Annotated in this window: 20 protein-coding genes and 1 pseudogene; 6 read left to right on the forward strand and 15 right to left on the reverse strand. The window is 68.6% G+C overall.

What is annotated here, in order from left to right; genetic code table 11:
* Positions 1–116 precede the first annotated feature (116 nt).
* A complete protein-coding gene (locus PKH97_RS00610; protein ID WP_324385453.1) occupies positions 117–884 on the reverse strand; it encodes an SDR family oxidoreductase in 768 nt (255 codons plus the stop codon).
* An 80-nt stretch (positions 885–964) separates the two neighbouring features.
* On the opposite strand from PKH97_RS00610, the gene PKH97_RS00615 reads away from it, so the two are divergent.
* Entirely contained in the window at positions 965–2,254 is a 1,290-nt protein-coding gene (locus PKH97_RS00615) for an MFS transporter (RefSeq protein ID WP_324385454.1), read from the forward strand.
* Here PKH97_RS00615 and PKH97_RS00620 read toward each other — a convergent pair.
* Positions 2,238–3,032 carry a class I SAM-dependent methyltransferase gene (locus PKH97_RS00620; protein ID WP_324385455.1) on the reverse strand — a complete coding sequence of 265 codons (795 nt, stop codon included), beginning with the start codon at positions 3,030–3,032 and terminating at the stop codon, positions 2,238–2,240. The two genes, PKH97_RS00615 and PKH97_RS00620, sit on opposite strands and share 17 nt — an antisense overlap.
* Before the next feature lie 115 nt (positions 3,033–3,147).
* Here PKH97_RS00620 and PKH97_RS00625 point away from each other — a divergent pair, with 115 nt between their 5' ends.
* Positions 3,148–5,538 carry an excinuclease ABC subunit UvrA gene (locus tag PKH97_RS00625; protein ID WP_324385456.1) on the forward strand — a complete coding sequence of 797 codons (2,391 nt, stop codon included), beginning with the start codon at positions 3,148–3,150 and terminating at the stop codon, positions 5,536–5,538.
* A gap of 89 nt (positions 5,539–5,627) precedes the next feature.
* Here PKH97_RS00625 and PKH97_RS00630 read toward each other — a convergent pair whose 3' ends face one another.
* Entirely contained in the window at positions 5,628–6,254 is a 627-nt protein-coding gene (locus PKH97_RS00630) for a class I SAM-dependent methyltransferase (protein WP_324385457.1), read from the reverse strand.
* A 222-nt stretch (positions 6,255–6,476) separates the two neighbouring features.
* On the opposite strand from PKH97_RS00630, the gene PKH97_RS00635 reads away from it, so the two are divergent.
* Positions 6,477–7,148: a GNAT family N-acetyltransferase gene (locus PKH97_RS00635; RefSeq protein WP_324385458.1), complete on the forward strand. Its 672-nt coding sequence runs from the start codon at positions 6,477–6,479 to the stop codon at positions 7,146–7,148.
* 87 nt (positions 7,149–7,235) lie between these two features.
* Here PKH97_RS00635 and PKH97_RS00640 read toward each other — a convergent pair whose 3' ends face one another.
* From PKH97_RS00640 to PKH97_RS00660, 5 genes are all read right to left on the reverse strand, one after another.
* Positions 7,236–7,847, reverse strand: a complete 612-nt coding sequence (locus PKH97_RS00640; protein ID WP_324385459.1) for a GNAT family N-acetyltransferase — start codon at positions 7,845–7,847, stop codon at positions 7,236–7,238.
* Positions 7,848–7,873: 26 nt separating this feature from the next.
* Positions 7,874–8,209, reverse strand: a complete 336-nt coding sequence (locus PKH97_RS00645; protein WP_324385460.1) for an SDR family oxidoreductase — start codon at positions 8,207–8,209, stop codon at positions 7,874–7,876.
* 5 nt (positions 8,210–8,214) lie between these two features.
* Positions 8,215–8,352: a hypothetical protein gene (locus PKH97_RS00650; RefSeq protein WP_324385461.1), complete on the reverse strand. Its 138-nt coding sequence runs from the start codon at positions 8,350–8,352 to the stop codon at positions 8,215–8,217.
* A gap of 326 nt (positions 8,353–8,678) precedes the next feature.
* Positions 8,679–8,852 carry a hypothetical protein gene (locus tag PKH97_RS00655; RefSeq protein WP_324385462.1) on the reverse strand — a complete coding sequence of 58 codons (174 nt, stop codon included), beginning with the start codon at positions 8,850–8,852 and terminating at the stop codon, positions 8,679–8,681.
* A 117-nt stretch (positions 8,853–8,969) separates the two neighbouring features.
* Positions 8,970–9,941 (reverse strand): GTP pyrophosphokinase, encoded by a 972-nt coding sequence (locus PKH97_RS00660; protein ID WP_324385463.1) that lies wholly within the window; start codon positions 9,939–9,941, stop codon positions 8,970–8,972.
* Positions 9,942–10,001: 60 nt separating this feature from the next.
* On the opposite strand from PKH97_RS00660, the gene PKH97_RS00665 reads away from it, so the two are divergent.
* Positions 10,002–10,805 carry a hypothetical protein gene (locus PKH97_RS00665; protein WP_324385464.1) on the forward strand — a complete coding sequence of 268 codons (804 nt, stop codon included), beginning with the start codon at positions 10,002–10,004 and terminating at the stop codon, positions 10,803–10,805.
* Between the two features lie 131 nt (positions 10,806–10,936).
* The gene (locus tag PKH97_RS00670) at positions 10,937–11,218 is read left to right on the forward strand and encodes a DUF488 family protein (protein ID WP_324385465.1); all 282 of its coding nucleotides are present in this window, start codon (positions 10,937–10,939) and stop codon (positions 11,216–11,218) included.
* Positions 11,219–11,229: 11 nt separating this feature from the next.
* On the opposite strand, the gene PKH97_RS00675 is transcribed toward PKH97_RS00670, so the two are convergent.
* From PKH97_RS00675 to PKH97_RS00700, 6 genes are all read right to left on the reverse strand, one after another.
* Positions 11,230–11,592, reverse strand: a complete 363-nt coding sequence (locus PKH97_RS00675) for a bleomycin resistance protein (protein WP_324385466.1) — start codon at positions 11,590–11,592, stop codon at positions 11,230–11,232.
* A gap of 19 nt (positions 11,593–11,611) precedes the next feature.
* Positions 11,612–11,923 carry a LysE family transporter gene (locus tag PKH97_RS00680; RefSeq protein WP_324385467.1) on the reverse strand — a complete coding sequence of 104 codons (312 nt, stop codon included), beginning with the start codon at positions 11,921–11,923 and terminating at the stop codon, positions 11,612–11,614.
* 98 nt (positions 11,924–12,021) lie between these two features.
* The gene (locus PKH97_RS00685; protein ID WP_324385468.1) at positions 12,022–12,243 is read right to left on the reverse strand and encodes a LysE family transporter; all 222 of its coding nucleotides are present in this window, start codon (positions 12,241–12,243) and stop codon (positions 12,022–12,024) included.
* 24 nt (positions 12,244–12,267) lie between these two features.
* Positions 12,268–12,576 carry a cupin domain-containing protein gene (locus tag PKH97_RS00690; RefSeq protein ID WP_324385469.1) on the reverse strand — a complete coding sequence of 103 codons (309 nt, stop codon included), beginning with the start codon at positions 12,574–12,576 and terminating at the stop codon, positions 12,268–12,270.
* 180 nt (positions 12,577–12,756) lie between these two features.
* Positions 12,757–13,707 (reverse strand): LLM class F420-dependent oxidoreductase, encoded by a 951-nt coding sequence (locus PKH97_RS00695; RefSeq protein ID WP_324385470.1) that lies wholly within the window; start codon positions 13,705–13,707, stop codon positions 12,757–12,759.
* A 28-nt stretch (positions 13,708–13,735) separates the two neighbouring features.
* Entirely contained in the window at positions 13,736–14,443 is a 708-nt protein-coding gene (locus tag PKH97_RS00700) for a TetR/AcrR family transcriptional regulator (RefSeq protein ID WP_324385471.1), read from the reverse strand.
* A 137-nt stretch (positions 14,444–14,580) separates the two neighbouring features.
* Between PKH97_RS00700 and PKH97_RS00705 the strand changes: the two genes are divergently transcribed.
* Entirely contained in the window at positions 14,581–15,534 is a 954-nt protein-coding gene (locus PKH97_RS00705; protein WP_324385472.1) for an NAD-dependent epimerase/dehydratase family protein, read from the forward strand.
* Positions 15,535–15,741: 207 nt separating this feature from the next.
* On the opposite strand, the pseudogene PKH97_RS00710 reads toward PKH97_RS00705, so the two are convergent.
* Positions 15,742–16,700 (reverse strand): annotated as a pseudogene (locus PKH97_RS00710) (hypothetical protein); the annotation flags it as partial.

A 16,700-nucleotide genomic window follows, 5' to 3' on the forward strand; every position in this document is an offset into this window, starting at 1 on the left:
CGGCGAGATGGGCCTGATGATGCGGATCTTCGCGCTGGTCAAGTCCATGGACTCCCTTGTCGGGCCGGACTTCGAGAAGGGGCTGGCCCGGCTCAAGTCCGCGGCCGAGGCCTGACTCACAGCACGGCGGTCATCCCGCCGTCGACAAAGATCGTCTGGCCGTTGACGAAGTCCGAGGCCGGGCTGGCCAGCCACAACAGGGTGCCCGTGAGGTCCTCGACCCGGCCCCAGCGGCCGGCCGGCGTTCGTGCCTGAACCCACGACGTGAAGTCCTCGTCCGCCACCAGCGCCGAGGTCAGTTCGGTCGCGAAATACCCGGGTGCGATGGCGTTGACGCAGATGCCGGCGGTTGCCAGGTCGGCGCACATGCCCTTGACGAGCATGCGCACGGCACCCTTGCTGGCGCTGTAGGGAGCGATGCCGGGGCGGGCGAGCTCGGACTGGACCGAGGCGATGACGATGACCTTGCCGCGGCCCCGCTCGATCATGCCGCGGGCCGCTTCACGGGTGACCAGGAAGACGCTGCGCACATTGGTCGTCATCACGGCGTCGAAATCCGCGGTCGCGAAATCGGTCAGCGGGGCGCGGCGTTGCATACCGGCGTTGTTGACGAGAATGTCGATCGGTCCGACCCGAGCCAGGCCGTCACGCACCTGGTCCTCGTCGGTGACGTCGAAGGCGGCGATGCGCACCGGCCCCGGCCCGGCATCGGCCAACTCCTCGCGCGTGCGTTCCAGCGCCTGCGCGGTGCGCGCGTTGAGGATGACGTCGGCGCCGGCCTCGACGAGGGCCCGGGCCAGCGCCTTGCCGATGCCCTTGCTCGAGCCGGTGACCAGGGCGCGCGAGCCGGTGATGTCGAACGGGGAGGTGGCCATGGCGGTCATCGTCCCACCCGGCGGACCGTCGGGGGCGGGGAAGGGGAAAGCGGTGGCAGTCCGAGGCCCGGCCGCCGTAGCGTGAGCAGGTGGCATCGACGCGGGCACTGCTGTGGAAGGACCAGCGCTTTGTCGCCCTGCTGACCGCTCGCACCCTGTCGATGCTGGCGCTCGCGTTTGCGCCGGTCGCCCTTGCCTTCGGCGTGCTCGACCTGCCCGGCGCTACGGCGACCACCCTGTCGGTCGTTTTGGCGGCGGAGTCGATCGCCCTCGTGGTCTTCACGCTGATCGGCGGGGTGATCGCCGACCGCTACCCCCGCGACCGCGTTCTCCAGGGCGCCGAGTGGACCAATGCGCTCCTGCACGTCGCCCTCGGTGTGATGTTCCTGACCGGGCACGCTCCCCTCTGGGGCTTGGTCACCATGACCTTCCTCGCCGGCACCGCCGGTGCCCTCGTCTGGCCGGCCATCACCGGCATCATTCCGCAGGTGGTGCCAGCCCACTCGCTGCAGGACGGCAATGCCCTGATCGGCCTGGGCGGCAACGTCGCCCGCGTCGCGGGGCTGGTCAGCGGCGGCATCGTCGTCGTGGCAATCGGTGGCGGATGGGCTCTGGTCGGCGCGGGCGCGGCCTTCGCGCTGGCCGGCGCGTTCATCACCCGCCTGCACCTGCCCCCGGTGATTGCCGATCAGCCTGCTGCCGCCTCGGTCCTGACCGAACTGCGCGAGGGCTGGGTCGAGTTCCGCTCGCGGACGTGGCTGTGGGTGTGCGTCCTGCAGTTCTCGGCCTTCGTCATGGTCTGGCAGGCCGGGCATCTCGTCCTGGGACCGGTCGTTGCCAAGCAGGCGCTCGGCGGGGCCGGAGCCTGGTCGACGATCCTGACCGTCGAGTCCTTCGGGCTGATCCTCGGTGGCCTGGTGGCGATGCGCTGGCGCCCGAGGTTCCCGATCCGGATGGTGGTGCTGCTCAGCTTCCTCGGGGCGCCTCCGTATCTCTTGCTGGGCTTGCAAGCGCCACTGGCGGCGGTCGCCATTGGGAGCTTCGGCCTGGGGTTCGCGTTCGAACTGCTGACCATCCTGTGGCAGACGACCATGCAGACCGAGATCCCGCCGGAGGCCCTCTCGCGGGTCAGTTCCTACGACGCGCTCGGCTCGCTCGCGCTCGGCCCGTTAGGCATCATCCTCGCAGGCCCGGCGGCAGACGCCTTCGGCGCGCATCATGTGCTGATCGTCTGCGCCGCCGTCATGGTGGCCACGAGTGCCGTGGCCTTGTCCGTGCCTGGGATCCGCAACCTGCGTGCCCGGCCGTTGGCCGCCGACGCCCCGCTCGCACCTGACTCACCGGCCGATGTGGGTCCGGCCGTCAGCCTGCCGTACTGATAACCGGGTCGGGCACCCGGTCGAGAAGGTGCAGGATCGTGCGGTAATGCTCGACGACCGAGCCGCCGAGGTCGTGCACAGCCGCGCGCGCCTGGGCCACCTCGTCGGCGCTCCAGTCGCTGAAGGTCAGGAAGAGCGCGGCGATCTGGTCGGCCGTCAACCGGATCGACCAGGGCCACTCCCACGAGTCGTGCGCAGCGAAGTGGCCGGTGGCGACGAGTTCACGCATGGTCGGCCGGATGCCGCGGACATCCGCGTCGGTGTTGAGGTGCGCGGCTCGCCGGGAGACGATCTCGTGCAGCCGGCGGCGAAAGGGTGTGGCCACCGAGGCGTCCCCGAAGGTGGTGCGCCACACCGCAAGCCGGCCACGCGGCCGCAGGGCGCGATGCAACTGCGGCAAGGTCGTGGTCAGGTCGACCCAATGCATGGCGGTCGCGGCGAGCACGGCGTCGAAGGCGCAGGCAGGCAGGTCCACGTCCTCGATGCGGCCCGCGACCACATTGGCCTGCGGGACGCGCTCGGCGAGCAGGCCGGCAAGGCGGGGGCCGGGCTCGACCGCGGTGACGCGGCAGCCGGCGCCGACAAGGGTCGCGGTCGCCTCGCCCGTGCCCGCGCCGATCTCGAGCACCGCCTTGTCCTTGCCGATCACCTCGAACTTCCGCAGCGTCTCGAAGACGATCGCCGGATAGTCCGGGCGAGCCCCGGCATACGCCGCAGCCATCGCTTCGAAATGGCTGGGATTTCCCCCATGACTGGTGTGCTCACCCTGCCCCGTCATGGAGTTCAGCCTACGAACCAGCGGTAGGCCCGCGTGGTTAGGCTGTCCTGACCCCGGCTCCGCCCCGCGCGCACGCGCTCGACGGCGCCGTCGACCGAGAAGTGGAGAGACGCCCATGGCGAGCACGACGACCGAGGCAAGCGGGCGGCATACGGCTGACTCCCACGACCGGATCCGCGTGGTCGGCGCCCGCGAGAACAACCTCAAGAACGTCAGCTTGGAGTTGCCCAAGCGGCGCCTGAGCGTCTTCACCGGGGTGTCCGGGTCGGGCAAGAGCTCGCTCGTCTTCGCCACCATCGCCGCAGAGTCTCAGCGGATGATCAACGAGACCTATTCGACCTTTGTCCAGGGGTTCATGCCCACGCTCGCGCGGCCGGACGTCGACCTGCTCGAAGGCCTGACGACGGCGATCATCGTCGACCAGGAGCGGATGGGCGCCAACATCCGATCGACGGTCGGCACGGTCACCGATGTCAATGCCATGTTGCGGATCCTGTTCTCCCGCTTGGGCATCCCGCACATCGGTAGCTCGAAGGCCTTCAGCTTCAATGTTGCGTCGATCTCGGGGGCGGGCGCGGTCACGATGACCAAGGGCGGGATGGAGGTCAAGGAGCGCCGCGAGTTCAGCATCCAGGGCGGCATGTGCGCGCGGTGCGAGGGCGTGGGCAAGGTTTCCGATTTCGACCTCACCGCCCTCTACGATGCGTCGCAGTCACTGCGCGAGGGCGCGCTGACGATCCCGGGCTATTCGATGGACGGATGGTACGGCCGGATCTATCTGGGCAGCGGCTTCTTCGACCCGGACAAGCCGATTGCCAACTTCACCAAGCGCGAGCTCGCCGACCTGCTCTACAAAGAGCCGACCAAGATCAAGGTCGACGGCATCAATATCACCTACGAAGGCCTGATCCCGAAGATCCAGAAGTCCATGCTGTCCAAGGACCGGGAGGCGATGCAGCCGCACATCCGGGCCTTCGTCGACCGGGCGGTCGTCTTCCAGACCTGCCCGGACTGCGAGGGTACCCGCCTCAACGAGCAGGCGCGCTCATCGAGGATCAAGGGCATCAATATCGCCGATGCCTGCGCGATGCAGATCAGTGACCTTGCCGTATGGGTGCGCGACCTCGCCGACCCGTCCGTCGCCCCGCTGCTTGCTGGCCTGCAGGAGACCCTGGATTCCTTTGTCGAGATCGGTCTCGGCTATCTGTCCTTGGACCGGTCGTCGGGGACCTTGTCGGGCGGCGAGGCGCAGCGGATCAAGATGATCCGCCATCTGGGCTCGGCACTGACCGATGTCACCTATGTCTTCGACGAGCCGACGATCGGGCTACATCCGCACGACATCCAGCGGATGAACAACCTGCTGATCCAGCTGCGGGACAAGGGAAACACCGTTCTGGTCGTCGAGCACAAGCCGGAGGCGATCGCCATCTCCGATCATGTCGTCGACATCGGACCGGGAGCCGGCACGGGCGGCGGGGAGATCGTTTACCAGGGCGATGTTGCCGGGCTGCGGGCCAGTGACACCTTGACCGGACGGCACCTCGACGACCGGGCCCGTCTCAAGCCCGCGGTTCGCTCGCGAACGAGCGCACTCGAGGTGCGCGGCGCCACCGAGAACAATCTGCGCGGTGTCGACGTCGACATTCCCTTGGGCGTCCTCGTCGTGCTGACCGGTGTCGCCGGGTCGGGCAAGAGCTCGCTGATCAATGGATCGGTGGCCGGCCGGGACGAGGTCGTCGTCGTCGACCAGGGGGCGATCAAGGGGTCCCGACGAAGCAACCCGGCGACCTATACCGGGCTGTTAGAGCCGATCCGCAAGGCCTTCGCCAAGGCCAATGGGGTCAAACCGGCGCTCTTCAGCGCCAACTCCGAGGGCGCCTGCCCGACCTGCAATGGGGCCGGTGTCATCTACACCGACCTGGTGATGATGGCGGGGGTGACGACGGTGTGCGAGGAGTGCGAGGGCAAGCGGTTCGCGCCCTTCGTGCTCGACTACACCTTCGGCGGCAAGAACATTGCCGAGGTGCTCGACCTGCCGGTGGCCGAGGCTGTCGACTTCTTCGCGAAAGGTGAGGCGAAAACACTTGCGGCACACAAGATTCTCGAGCGCATGGCCGACGTGGGCCTGGGCTATGTGCGGCTCGGCCAACCGCTGACCACGCTCTCCGGCGGGGAACGCCAGCGGCTCAAGCTCGCCGCCCAGATGGCCGACAAGGGCGACGTCTATGTCCTCGACGAGCCGACGACCGGGCTGCATCTCGCCGACGTCCAGAACCTCCTGGGCATGCTCGACCGGCTGGTCGACTCGGGCAAGTCGGTGATCGTCATCGAGCATCACCAGGCCGTGATGGCCCATGCGGACTGGATCATCGACCTCGGCCCCGGGGCCGGTCACGACGGTGGGCGTGTCGTCTTCGAGGGCACCCCGGCCGACCTGGTCGCCGACGCCACCACCCTGACCGGCCAGCACCTCGCCGCCTATGTGGGCGGCCCCCGTACCTAAACCCTGCTAGCAGTGGTTAGGTGACCTCCAGCAGGGTCTACCTTGCTCGACGTCACTTAACCTGTGCTGAGTCGGCGAACGCCGCCTCCTCAGCCGGGATTCGTGGCCGTGACGAGGAAGACGGAGTAGGTCCGGGGCGCGCTGTCGACCTCCTTGGTGACGTGCGTCGCGGTGTCGAACGCGATGTCAGCGAAGCCGGCCCGGGTCAGGGCATGGGCAAGAGCGTGCCGGTCGAAGCCGTCGTGCCCGTGGAAGTCGCCGTGCGCCTGGTGGAAGGAGCCGCCCGGATCCTCATCAAGATCGGCCAACGCGAGCCGGCCACCGGGGACCAGGAGCCCGCGTAGGCGCCCCAGGGCGGCGTCCATATCGGGCACGTGATGCAGGGCCAGCATGCTCCAGACCACGTCGTACTCACCCGGGTCCTCCGGATCGCTCGTCGGGTCGAAGAGGGCTGCGCGCATGCTCGCCTCCCGGCCTGATTCCCGTATGCGTCGGCTCGCCACCTCGACCATGCCCGGTGCCGCGTCGGTCACCAAGATGGTGGCGACGTCGTCGGCCAACTGCCGACTCAGCAGGCCCGTCCCGCCGCCGAACTCCAGCACCCGCTCTCGGCCGGTCAGGGTCAGGTTTCGACGGATGGCCGCCGCAACCTCAACCGCGTTGCGCACCTTCTCCGGGTCGTCGTCCCACGTCTCTGCGCGATCGCTGAAATCCACCCCCCGATTATGACCTGTCCCACATATTGCGGCTGGATGGGTGGATTCGCTGGGTTGACGTGCGGAATGTCACTGTGGCGCAGGGATTTATGCGCACACTGGCCCGGTTGCACGAAGCAGCGTTGTGACGATTCGGCGCCACGCGTCGCGGACCACGATCGCGCGGTCAGCGGCATCCGACAGCCACGTAGCCTGTTCACACTCCACGACTGGAGCCCAGATATGACTGCCCATCCCGCACCGACGTTTGCCGAACGCCTCAGCAATGCGTCCGAGGCCGATGCGCTTCGGGACCGCACCTTGGCCTGGATCGGGCCGCTTCTGCCCGGCGACCGGGAGATGCTCGCCGAGGGCTACCTCGAGTTGTCCGAGGAGTCGAAGCGCCGCCGGTTCCTGACGGCGATCCCCGAGCTCACCCCACCCCTGCTCGACCGACTAGTCGACCAGGTGGACGGCATCGACCACGTCGCTCTGGTCGTCTTCGTCGAGGTGGGCGCCGCTCTGCACCCCGTCGCCATCGGACGGATCGTGCGCTATTCGGAAATGCCGGACACTGCGGACATCGCCTTCACGGTCAAGGATGCCTGGCACGGCAAGGGGATCGCCACGCTGCTCGCGCGCCGCCTGTGCGAGAACGCACCCGAGGGGATCACGCACGTGCTGACGGAGGTGGCGGCCGAGAACCCGGCGCCGCTGGCGATCCTCGGAAAGCTGGGAGTGATGCAGGTCCACAGTGCGGGGGACGGGGTTCTCGACGTCGAAGTCGCGCTCAGCGGCGAGCACCTGCGACTGACCCCACCCCACAAGGTCAGCGACTCCATACCTTGCTCGCCGAGTACGCCCGGCAAATCCTGCACATGCGCGACCTCGTCTGTGAGGAATTGCTGCGCCTGACCCCGCTGCAGTGGCTCGCGGAGACCGAGAGCGTGGATTCCGTCGACGCCGGAGACACCTGACTCCGAACCTCGCTCGCCGAAGGGCCTAGGCCGTCAGGACCTTGCGCATCATCAACCGTGGAAGCTTTGAGGCGATCGCGCCGGTCGTGCCGATGACCTCGAAGTCGGCCCGCGCGAACATCGCCCGGGTCCCGACAAATGCCATGGTCGTGTCCATCCGGCCCGGCGGATCGACCGGGTAGGCCTCCACGGCCGGAGCGCCTTGGGAGCGCGCCCAGGCAACCGCTCCGTCGATGAGGTGGGTCACGACGCCTTGCCGGCGGAAGCCGCCGCGCACGACGAGGCAGATGATGCTCCATACGGGAAGATCATCGGCCGGGCGGATCAACGTGGACGCGGCCAGTCGCGGAATGTGTTCTCGGGGGCCGATATTGCACCAGCCGACGGGCGAATCGTCCCGGTAGGTGACAACCCCGGGTGGGATGTCCCGCCCGCACAGAGCACGCATGGCCGCCGCTCGGCCGCCAGCGCCGCCGAGTTCGGCGATCTCCCGCGCGCCGAGGCGATGGGAGAGACACCAGCAGTGCGTCGCGCGGCGATTGGGATTGATGACATCGGCGAAGTCGTCGAAGCGATCACGGGTCACCGGATGCGTGGCCCATGCCGTGTCAGGGGCATTGCCCGGGGATGTCGCCATCCACCAACGCTAGGACACCACGAGGCTCAGGAGGCGCCGGGGCCACCGGTGATGCCGAGGACCGTGCCGGAGATGTAACTGGCCTCGGCTGAGGCGAGGAAGACGAAGGCGGCGGCGACCTCGACCGGTTGACCGGCACGCCCCAGCGGCGTGTCGGCGCCGAAGCCGTCGACCTTCTCCGGCCCGAAGGTGGACGGGATCAAGGGTGTCCAAATCGGCCCGGGCGCGACGGCATCGACCCGAATGCCGCGCGGGCCGAGATCGCCCCCGAGGTTGACGACGAGTTTGTTCAGCGCGGCCTTGATCGCGACATAGTCCAGGAGCGCCTCGAAAGGTTCGTAGGCCTGGATCGAGGTCGTCACAAGGATCAGCCGCCGTCCTCAAGTTCTCCGGCCAACCCCTGGGCGAGCCAGAAGGGCGAGAAGACATCGGTGGCAAAGGTGCGCTCGATCCGTTCCGGCGGGAATTCCTCCAAGGATCCGTGGGACATCTTGGAGTCCGGCATTGCAGACGAGCACGTCGACCCGGCCCAGTTCCGCCACGGCAACTAGCCGATGGGTGACCTCCGCGTCGTCTTCTCCTGTGGAAGGTGGGCGATGGCGACATCGGCACCCTGCGCGCATACGTGACGGCGATTGCGCGGCCGATGCCGGAGTCGGCCCCGGTGTTCAGTGCGCACTCTGGCCAGTCGTTCGCGACTTTCCAGGTGCGCTCGCCGTGATCCGGCTGCGGGGTCAACTCCGAGACCGTGCCCGGCCACTTCTGTTGTTGCGCAGGGGTTTTGGCCAACCGCGCTTTGGCTCGGGGGGATCTTTCGCCATCTGCTGCACCTCACTCATCCGACGACGACTTCTGCTCCTTGGTGCGACCTTCCTTGCGGCGCTCCTTGTTGACGGTGCGCGCCGCGATCTCCTCGGCTCGGTCCGCGCCCCGGCCTTGGTCGAGTTCGGACTCCTTGACGTGCTTGTACTGACGTTTGTCCTTTGCGCTCCATGCCTTGGGCATGCGTCCTCCTTGCCCTCGTCCCCGGCCCAGTGCCGAGGCCGCCGAATGGTGCGGGCGCTTTCGACGCTATCCGCGATCGGTCGACGTCGGAGGATGGCCGGTCACCCAAAGCCGGGGTCAGTGCAGCTTGGCCAGCCGGGCGCGCAGGGCTGTCGTCCGGTGCGCGTTGCCGTGCAGGGCCAGATAGCGCTCGCCGAAGCGAGCCAACAGATCGTCATCGAGGCGCCGCACGGCGCCCGGCGGATAGCGGTAGCCCATCGCCCCCGTGATCGCCGCGCTGTCGATGTCCCGCAACACCGCGCTCAGCTCATCGAGCGAGCCGATTCCCAGCTCCAACAACAGGCCGGCCATCCACTCGTAATGATCGGTGCGCGACCAGCCGGCGCTGGCATACCGGCCGGCGAGGAAGGTCGCCAGCTCCTGGGGGCTGATGCGCGGATCCGCCTCGTCCGAGGCCACCACCTTGTCGCTCAGCCCGGCCTGGAGCCTGTCGCGGATCGTGGTGAACTCGCGGTCGGCCAGTTCGAGCAAACCGGCGGCGAGCGTGAAGCGGCGATCCAGGTCAGGCACCTGCTCTGGCGGCACCGTGCCCTTATAACGGATGTCGTGCTCGAACTCCGCCCACGCGTGCTGCAGGACCGTGCGCAGCTGGATCGAGGCACACCGCAAAGGCACGTATGCCGCGTCCTCACCTCGGTCGAGCGAGACCAGCAGGTGCCGGCTTGCGTATCCGAACCGCCCCTCGCTCGCCGTTTCGCGGCCCATGTCACGATCGTCGAGGATGGCGAACTGCTCGGCGAGGAGCGCCGCGACCGCGTCGATATCGCTCTGGACATAGGTGATGACGCGCACCCCGACCTGGTCGGTAATGCCGACGAGCGGGTCCCCGTCCGGCTGGACCTCGAGGAAACGCAGGGCTTTTCCCGCGAAGGACGCCACCGCCTTGGCGCGTCCCTCGACGGTGAGGTAGTTGATGCCGGCCTCGTCGATGATCTCGCGCACCATCGTCATGAAGGCGTCGCTCGCCACCATCAGTTGCGGATGCAGCAGCTGGTAGGCCGCGACGGCGCGGTCAAGTTCGGTGGCCATGGCGTCCACATTGTCGCAGGACTCGCCCGGCGGCCGTGCGGGACTGGGAGGATCGGCACTGTGATCTGGGGGTTCGCCGCCGCGCTGGCCGGCATGCTCCTCTACGGTGTCGCCTCGGTGAGCCAGGCGTATGCCGCGTCTCGGGCGAGTGGGTCCGCGGTGCTTCGCCACCCGGCATACGTGCTCGGGATGGCGGGTGACGGGCTGGCGTGGGTGTGCTCGATCGCGGCCCTGGCCACGCTGCCGCTCTTCGTCGTCCAATCGCTGCTCGCCGGATCGGTCGCGGTGACCGTGCTCCTGGCGCTCGCGGTGCTCCACGTGCCCGTCACGCGACACGATCTCATCGGCGTTGCAGCAGTCGTCTCGGGACTGACCCTCGTCTCCGCCGCGGCGGGTGGCGAGTCCACGGCGGCGGCGCCCTGCTGGTTCGGCGCCGCGATGATCGGCGCGGTGGTCGCCATGATCGTGCTGGGTGCTGTGCTCTATGTCCGCGGGACGTCGCTTGCCCTGGCGAGCGTCGGTGGTCTCGCGTTCTCGGGCTCCGCGCTGGGGGCGAGAGGCGCGCACCTGGGGCAGGGGACGCTGACGTCGGCTGTATCGAATCCCTTGACCTGGGCGGTGATCGCGTTCGGCATCCTCGGTGCCGTGACCTATGCCCGATCGCTCGAGCGTGGCCCGGTCGGGGCCGCGACCGCGGCCATGTGGGTCGTCGAGGCCGTGGTTCCGGGGGCGCTGGGGGTCGCGCTTCTCGGCGACTCGGTGCGGCCCGGCTGGGCGCCGGCCGCGGTCGCCGGGATCGCGCTGGCGGTCCTCGGCTGCCTGCGGCTGTCCAGGAGCGCCGCCCACGAGAGCCCACCCGCCTAGCTCGCGTGCCATGGTGGTTTGCCAGGAGGCAGTGATGACGAAGGCGACTGCGCAGGTCCGGCGCATCTACGACGAGCCCGAGGCCGACGACGGTCAACGGGGTCCTCCTTGACCGGCTGTGGCCGCGGGGGGTGAGCAAAGCGCGAGCCCAACTCCCTGCGTGGTGCAAGCAAGTCGCGCCGTCGACCGGGCTGCGCCGGTGGTACGACCACGATCCGGCGAAGTTCGATGAGTTCGCCACCCGCTACCGAGCGGAGCTCAAGGTTGACGACCACGCGGCGGCATACGCGCAACTCGAGGCTATGGCGGCCGACGGTGCCCTCACCCTGTTGACCGCCGCCAAGCGTCACGACATCAGCGAAGCGGCCGTCCTGGCTCATCTCTTGCGTGACGGGGAGGCCGAATGGCCCTAATCCTCGCGGGGCTAGGGATTTTGCACCAAGCGCAGCAGGGTGCCGTCGAGGTCGATCAGGTAGCCGATCCGCAGGCCGGAGTCCTCGACCATAGGTGGGTGCAAGCGCGGCCAACCGCGCCGCGTCTCGGGGATGCCGGCCGTGAGGCAGGCGGCATAGAAGTGGTCGACATCGTCCAGGCGCAAGCAGCAGCTGAACGAACTGCTCGCCGGGTCGAGATCCGCATACCGAAAGAACTCCAGTGTCAGCTCGCCGTTGTTGAGGATCAGCCAACTCTCGTCGCGGTAGGCCGTGACGAACCCGAGCGCCGCGTAGAACCCGATGGTCGCGTCGAAGTCGCGGGCGGGCAGGTTGGGGGTCGCCTGATCGGTCATAGCGTCACCCTAGGAGACCTCAGCGTGGGAAGAGCGCCAGGCCGACGCCGGCGAGCACGCCACCGGTGACGGCATCGATGGCCCGGCGGCCGCGCTGATAGGCGGTCGCCACCCGTCCCGTCGAGGCCGTCCAGGCCACGGCGACCAGCCAGGCGAGCGCCATGAACAGCAACGCGAGGACCACCTCGGCGCGCGCGGCGGTGCTCAGGCCGGCGGGCAGAAGTGACGCGAAGAGCGCGCCAAAGAAGGCGACGGACTTGGGGTTGGCGAGGTTCGTGGCCAGCCCCAGCAGCCACGCCGAGCCGAGACTGCCCACGGAAATCGCGGCCACCTCGCCACTGGGCCCGGACTCGCCGGTCCAGGTCCGCTAGGCGTGCCAGAGGATCCGCGCGCCATACGCCAGGAGGAATGCCGCCCCGACAGCGCGAATCACGCATAGACATGGCCGTAACGCGTCAGCAGCGCACCAAGGCCGGCCATCGCCAGCATCGCCCAGCAGGCGATCCCGCAGATCACGCCCCCGGCCACGGCCATTCCTTGTGCGCGTCCGCGCGCAGCGGAGCCCCGCAGGACGGCGATGAAGTCGGGACCGGGCGCGACGACGGCGATGAGCCACACCCCGAGGAGCAGTGCGATCTGCGCGAAAGTCATTGGAGCACCTAACTTTTCGTGATGTCAGCGGGAGGGGGTGGCGAGCAGGACGTGGATGTCGACGGGTTCGTCGGCGGTGATATAGGCGTGCGGCAAATCCGCGGCGAACGAGAGGAGGTCGCCGGCTGCGAGGTCGGATGCCGCGTCCTCCAGCTCCGCTCGCACCGCACCCGAGGCGATGAAGAGTTGCTCGATCGTTCCGGATGCGTGCGGAACGCCGCTGAAGGACGTATGCCGTGGGATGCGCAGCCGCCACGACTTCAGGGCGTGCGTGCCACGAACGCGTACCAGCAACTCGCGCTGAATGTCACCGTCGATGGCGGTCGCGAGCACGTGCACGGTGTCCGGCGCCTCGGGTGAGAGCAGGTCGGTCAGCGGCAGGGCCAGCGCGAGCGCAATCGCTTCGAGGGTGTCGATCGTCGGGTTGCCGGTGCCGGACTCCAGACCCGAGAGGGTTGCCTTGGACAGACCCGCCCGGCGGGCGAGCTCCGCCGCGCTCAGGCCGCGTCCGTGTCACGCGATGAGGGGGGCGAGCGTGTCACCGAGCAGCGCCACCCGACCCTCGATGTGCCCGTTGGCCGGCAGGTTGACGGTCACACCATCGACGCCGGCAGCAAGGATGCGCTCATAGGTCGCGCGGACGTCGTCGGGAGCCCCGAGGATCAGGGACGCCCGACGCGACGCAAGCTCGGGGATGCGGGCGACGGCGTCGTCGGCCTCCTGGGCGGCCTGCGCGGCGCTCGGGGCGATGCACGCGCTGGTCTGATAGGTGACGGTGATCTCGCGACGGTCGCGACCCAGGCGCGCGCAGTGCTCATCGAGCGCGGCGAGCTTGCGCGGAATGTCGTCGATCGCGCAGATCAGATTGGACTCATCGGCATACTGCGCGGCCATGCGTAGCGTCTTCTTCTCGCCCGCACCGCCGATCATGATCGGGATCGGGGCCACCGGGGCGGGGGAGTTGATCGCCTCCCGCGCGGTGTACCACTTGCCCGCCAGTGTCGGCCGCTCGCCGCGGAGCATGCCGGTGACGATCTGCAGGGCCTCTTCCAGACGCTCGAAACGATCGGTGAAGGTGCCGAATTCGAATCCGAGAGAGTCATGTTCGAGCTCATACCAGCCCGCACCGATGCCCAGCTGCGCGCGACCCTTGGAGACGACATCGAGTGCGGTGACGGTCTTGGCCAGCAGCGTGGGGTTGCGGTAGGTGTTCCCGGTGACGAGTGCGGACAGGCGCACGCGGCTGGTGTGCTGCGCCAGCGCGGCGAGCAGTGTGTAGCACTCGAGCATCGCATTCTCGGGTGCGCCCAACATGGGCAGTTGGTAGAAGTGGTCCATGACCAGGACGGTGTCGAAGCCGCTGGACTCGGCCTCGACGGCCTGCCGGACGATTGCGTCGAAGAGGTCGTCGCTGCCGACGCCGGGATAGGTGAAGTTCGGGATCTGGTAGCCGAGGCGCGTCATGGCTCAACGCTAGCGGCACGATCTCTGGCTACCTGATCACCATGGCGTCGGCGCGGGCGAGCGTCGCCTCGAAGAGGTCCCGCGGATCGCCGGGGATCGGGCCGATCTGCTCGAAGACCTCGCGCGAGATTGCCGCGATGAGCAGTGCCCAGGCGTCCAGGCCGGCGAGGAAGTGCTCGGGGGGAATGGCTTCGCCGAGCTCGCCGAGGTCGGCCAGCATCGTGCGAGCGCTATCGATCGCGGCCGTGCCGGGCGTCAGGCGACGAGCGGCCGGGGGGAGTTTCCGGCGGGCGACGACATGTCCGAGGATCCCAATCAGCAACCGGGCCACCCGGGTGCCGGGGGGGTTAGTCTGATCCGCGGGAGCGACATAACCGGGGACCGGCGAGCCGTAGAGGAGCGCCCAGTCGTGTGGGTGTGCGAGCGCCCAGTTGCGCATGGCGTGACCGACGGCATGAAATCTTGCGTGCAGATCGGCGCTGGGGATGTCTCGGTGCGCGGCCTCGGCCGCGTCGGCGAGGGCGTCGAAGGACTCGATGATCAGCCGCGTCAGCAACTCGTCCCGGCTGGCCACGTAGCGGTACACAGCCGATGAGGACACCCCCAGCTCACGGGCGATCGCGCGCAGCGACAGGCCGGCCGCGCCGACCTCGGCGAGCTGTGCGCGACCGAGGCGCAAGATCTCGGACTCGTAGTGCGCGCGGTTCTCGGCGCGGCGGCCGGGCGGGGGCGTCATGGCCCCAGCTTGCCCGGGCCGACCGGTCAGCGTCAAGCAAAGCGAGAGCACTGCTCTTGAAAAGAGCATTGCTCTCATTTAACGTCGTGCTCAGGAAGGAGAGCGCCGCTCTCGTTAGTATCGGACAGGAGCAAGCAATGGCACGACACATCGTTCTCGGCGCCGGCGGCATCGGCCGCAGCGTGGCGCATGCCCTCATTTCTGCGGGTGAAGATGTCGTACTCGTCTCGCGTTCCGGCCGCGACCTCGGACCGGACGGGGCCACCGCAGTCGCCCTGGACGTCACGGATGAGACCAGGCTGACGGACCTGGCCACCGGAGCGCGCACGATCGTCAACGCCCTCAACCCGAGCGCCTATACCCACTGGGAGCGGGACTGGCCGCCGATGGCCAAGGCCGTTCTCGCCGCGGCGGAACGCAGCGGTGCCGGACTGATCACGGTCTCCAACCTCTACGGCTACGGCCTGGTGGACGGGCCGATAACCGAGCGGACGGCCGTGCGCCCCAACGGCGTCAAGGGTCACGTGCGCGTCGAGATGTGGGAGCAGGCGCTCGCGGCTCACGCGGCCGGCCGGGCACGAGTGAGCGAGGTCCGCGCCTCCGACTACATCGGACCGGCCACGCTCGGGACCAGCTTGGTGTCCGGCATGCTGATCAAGCCGCTTCTGAAGGGCCGCAGCCCGTGGCTGCCGATGGGGCGCGTCGATGCTCCCCACTCCTGGACGTATGACGGTGATGTCGCCGCGCTGGTGCGTGCCCTTGCGCTCTCGGACGGTGACGCGGACTGGGGCCGGGCCTGGCACGTGCCCACCGATGCGCCTGCGACCTTCGCTCAGTTGGGCGAGGAGGTCGCGACGATCACCGGTGCCAAGGCCCGTCCGGTGCACGTGATGCCGCGCTCGATGGTCACCGTGGGCGGCCTGGTCGTGCCGCTGCTGGCCGAACTGCGCGAGACCCGTCACCAGTTCGAGCGGCCCTTCGTGCTCGACTCGAGCGACGCGCAGGCGCGATTCGAGCTGGCGCCGACCCCGCGGCATACGGCCGTCGAGGAGACGGTGGCAGCTCTGCGTGCCGCCGGGATCAAGGGCTGAACTCAGGTTCGGGGCGGTCCGCAACGCGGATCGCCCCGAACGTCGGTCGTCGGCCGAGACCCGGCCGAGAGTCGGTCAGCCGCAGAGCGACAGCTTGTCGGCGTTCTTGGCAAGCAAATGGTGGACGGTCACGCGGTTCTTGCGGCCCGAGCCTTTCATGGCCGCGCCGACAGGTAGCGGCGCGGGCGGGAAGGGTGTAGCCCTCGCTCAACCGATGTCGCGGCGGGCGTAGCCGGCCAGTCCGGCAACCACCAGCAAGAGCGCGAGAGCACCCTCGATCAGGACGGGCGGCCAGGACATCGACTCGGCGGGCACCTGCGGCAGGACGGCCAGCGGCGTGGCGTCAAGAATGCGCTGGGGGAAGCCGAGCACCGCGCCGATCCAACTGACGATGAGGGTCCACCCGACGACGAGCCATGGCAGCAGGTGCAGCCTCGGCACCCACCCGAAGGCCGCCGCGAAGATCCCGACCCCGAGCCACACCGCCGGAGACAACACCAACGCGGCGCCTACGGTGCGGGTCAGCTCTCCCCAGTCGCCGTCGCGCAGCGCTGCCGGCAGTGCCAACAGCGCCCCGACGAGCGCGAGCAGCAGCGTCGGCACGATGAGCGCAAGCGCGAGATGACCTGCGGCATAACGGATTCGGGAGGTTGCTGTCGCGAGCATCACCTCGTCGCGGTGGGCGGCCTCCTCGCGGCGCAGGCGCTCGGCGAGTTGGAGGGCGAAGATGGCGATGACGCCGGCAAGGATGCCGAGCATGGCGACATAGAAGGCGTCGGTGAGATCCTGCGCGCCTGCCCCCATCCGGCGGAACCGCTCCACGAGACTGGGCTCGTCGGCGATCGCGTCGAAGACACCCGACATCGAGCCCATCGCGAGCGCGAAGACCGCAAGGCCGGCCGTCCAGGCCCAGACGCTGCCACGCGCCAGCCGCCACGCCAGCCCGCCGGCCGAGCTCAGGTCGGCCGATACCAGTTGGGCCCCTTTCTTAAGCAATATTTCGGTAAACCGCCCGGCCCCGCAGCCCGCTTCCAGCACCAGTTTACCCCTGAGTTCATTGCTGAGCGGCCCCAGGCAGCGGTTGATCCTGTTTTCAGAAATGGGGGAGCCGGAGAAAGAGTCGAGCTGTGTTTTCCGGTACCTTTTCCACTGGTCGCCAAACAGGG

It is taken from the genome of Nostocoides sp. (genome assembly GCF_035343835.1).
In the GTDB taxonomy this organism is placed as follows: Bacteria; Actinomycetota; Actinomycetes; order Actinomycetales; family Dermatophilaceae; genus Nostocoides_A; species Nostocoides_A vanveenii.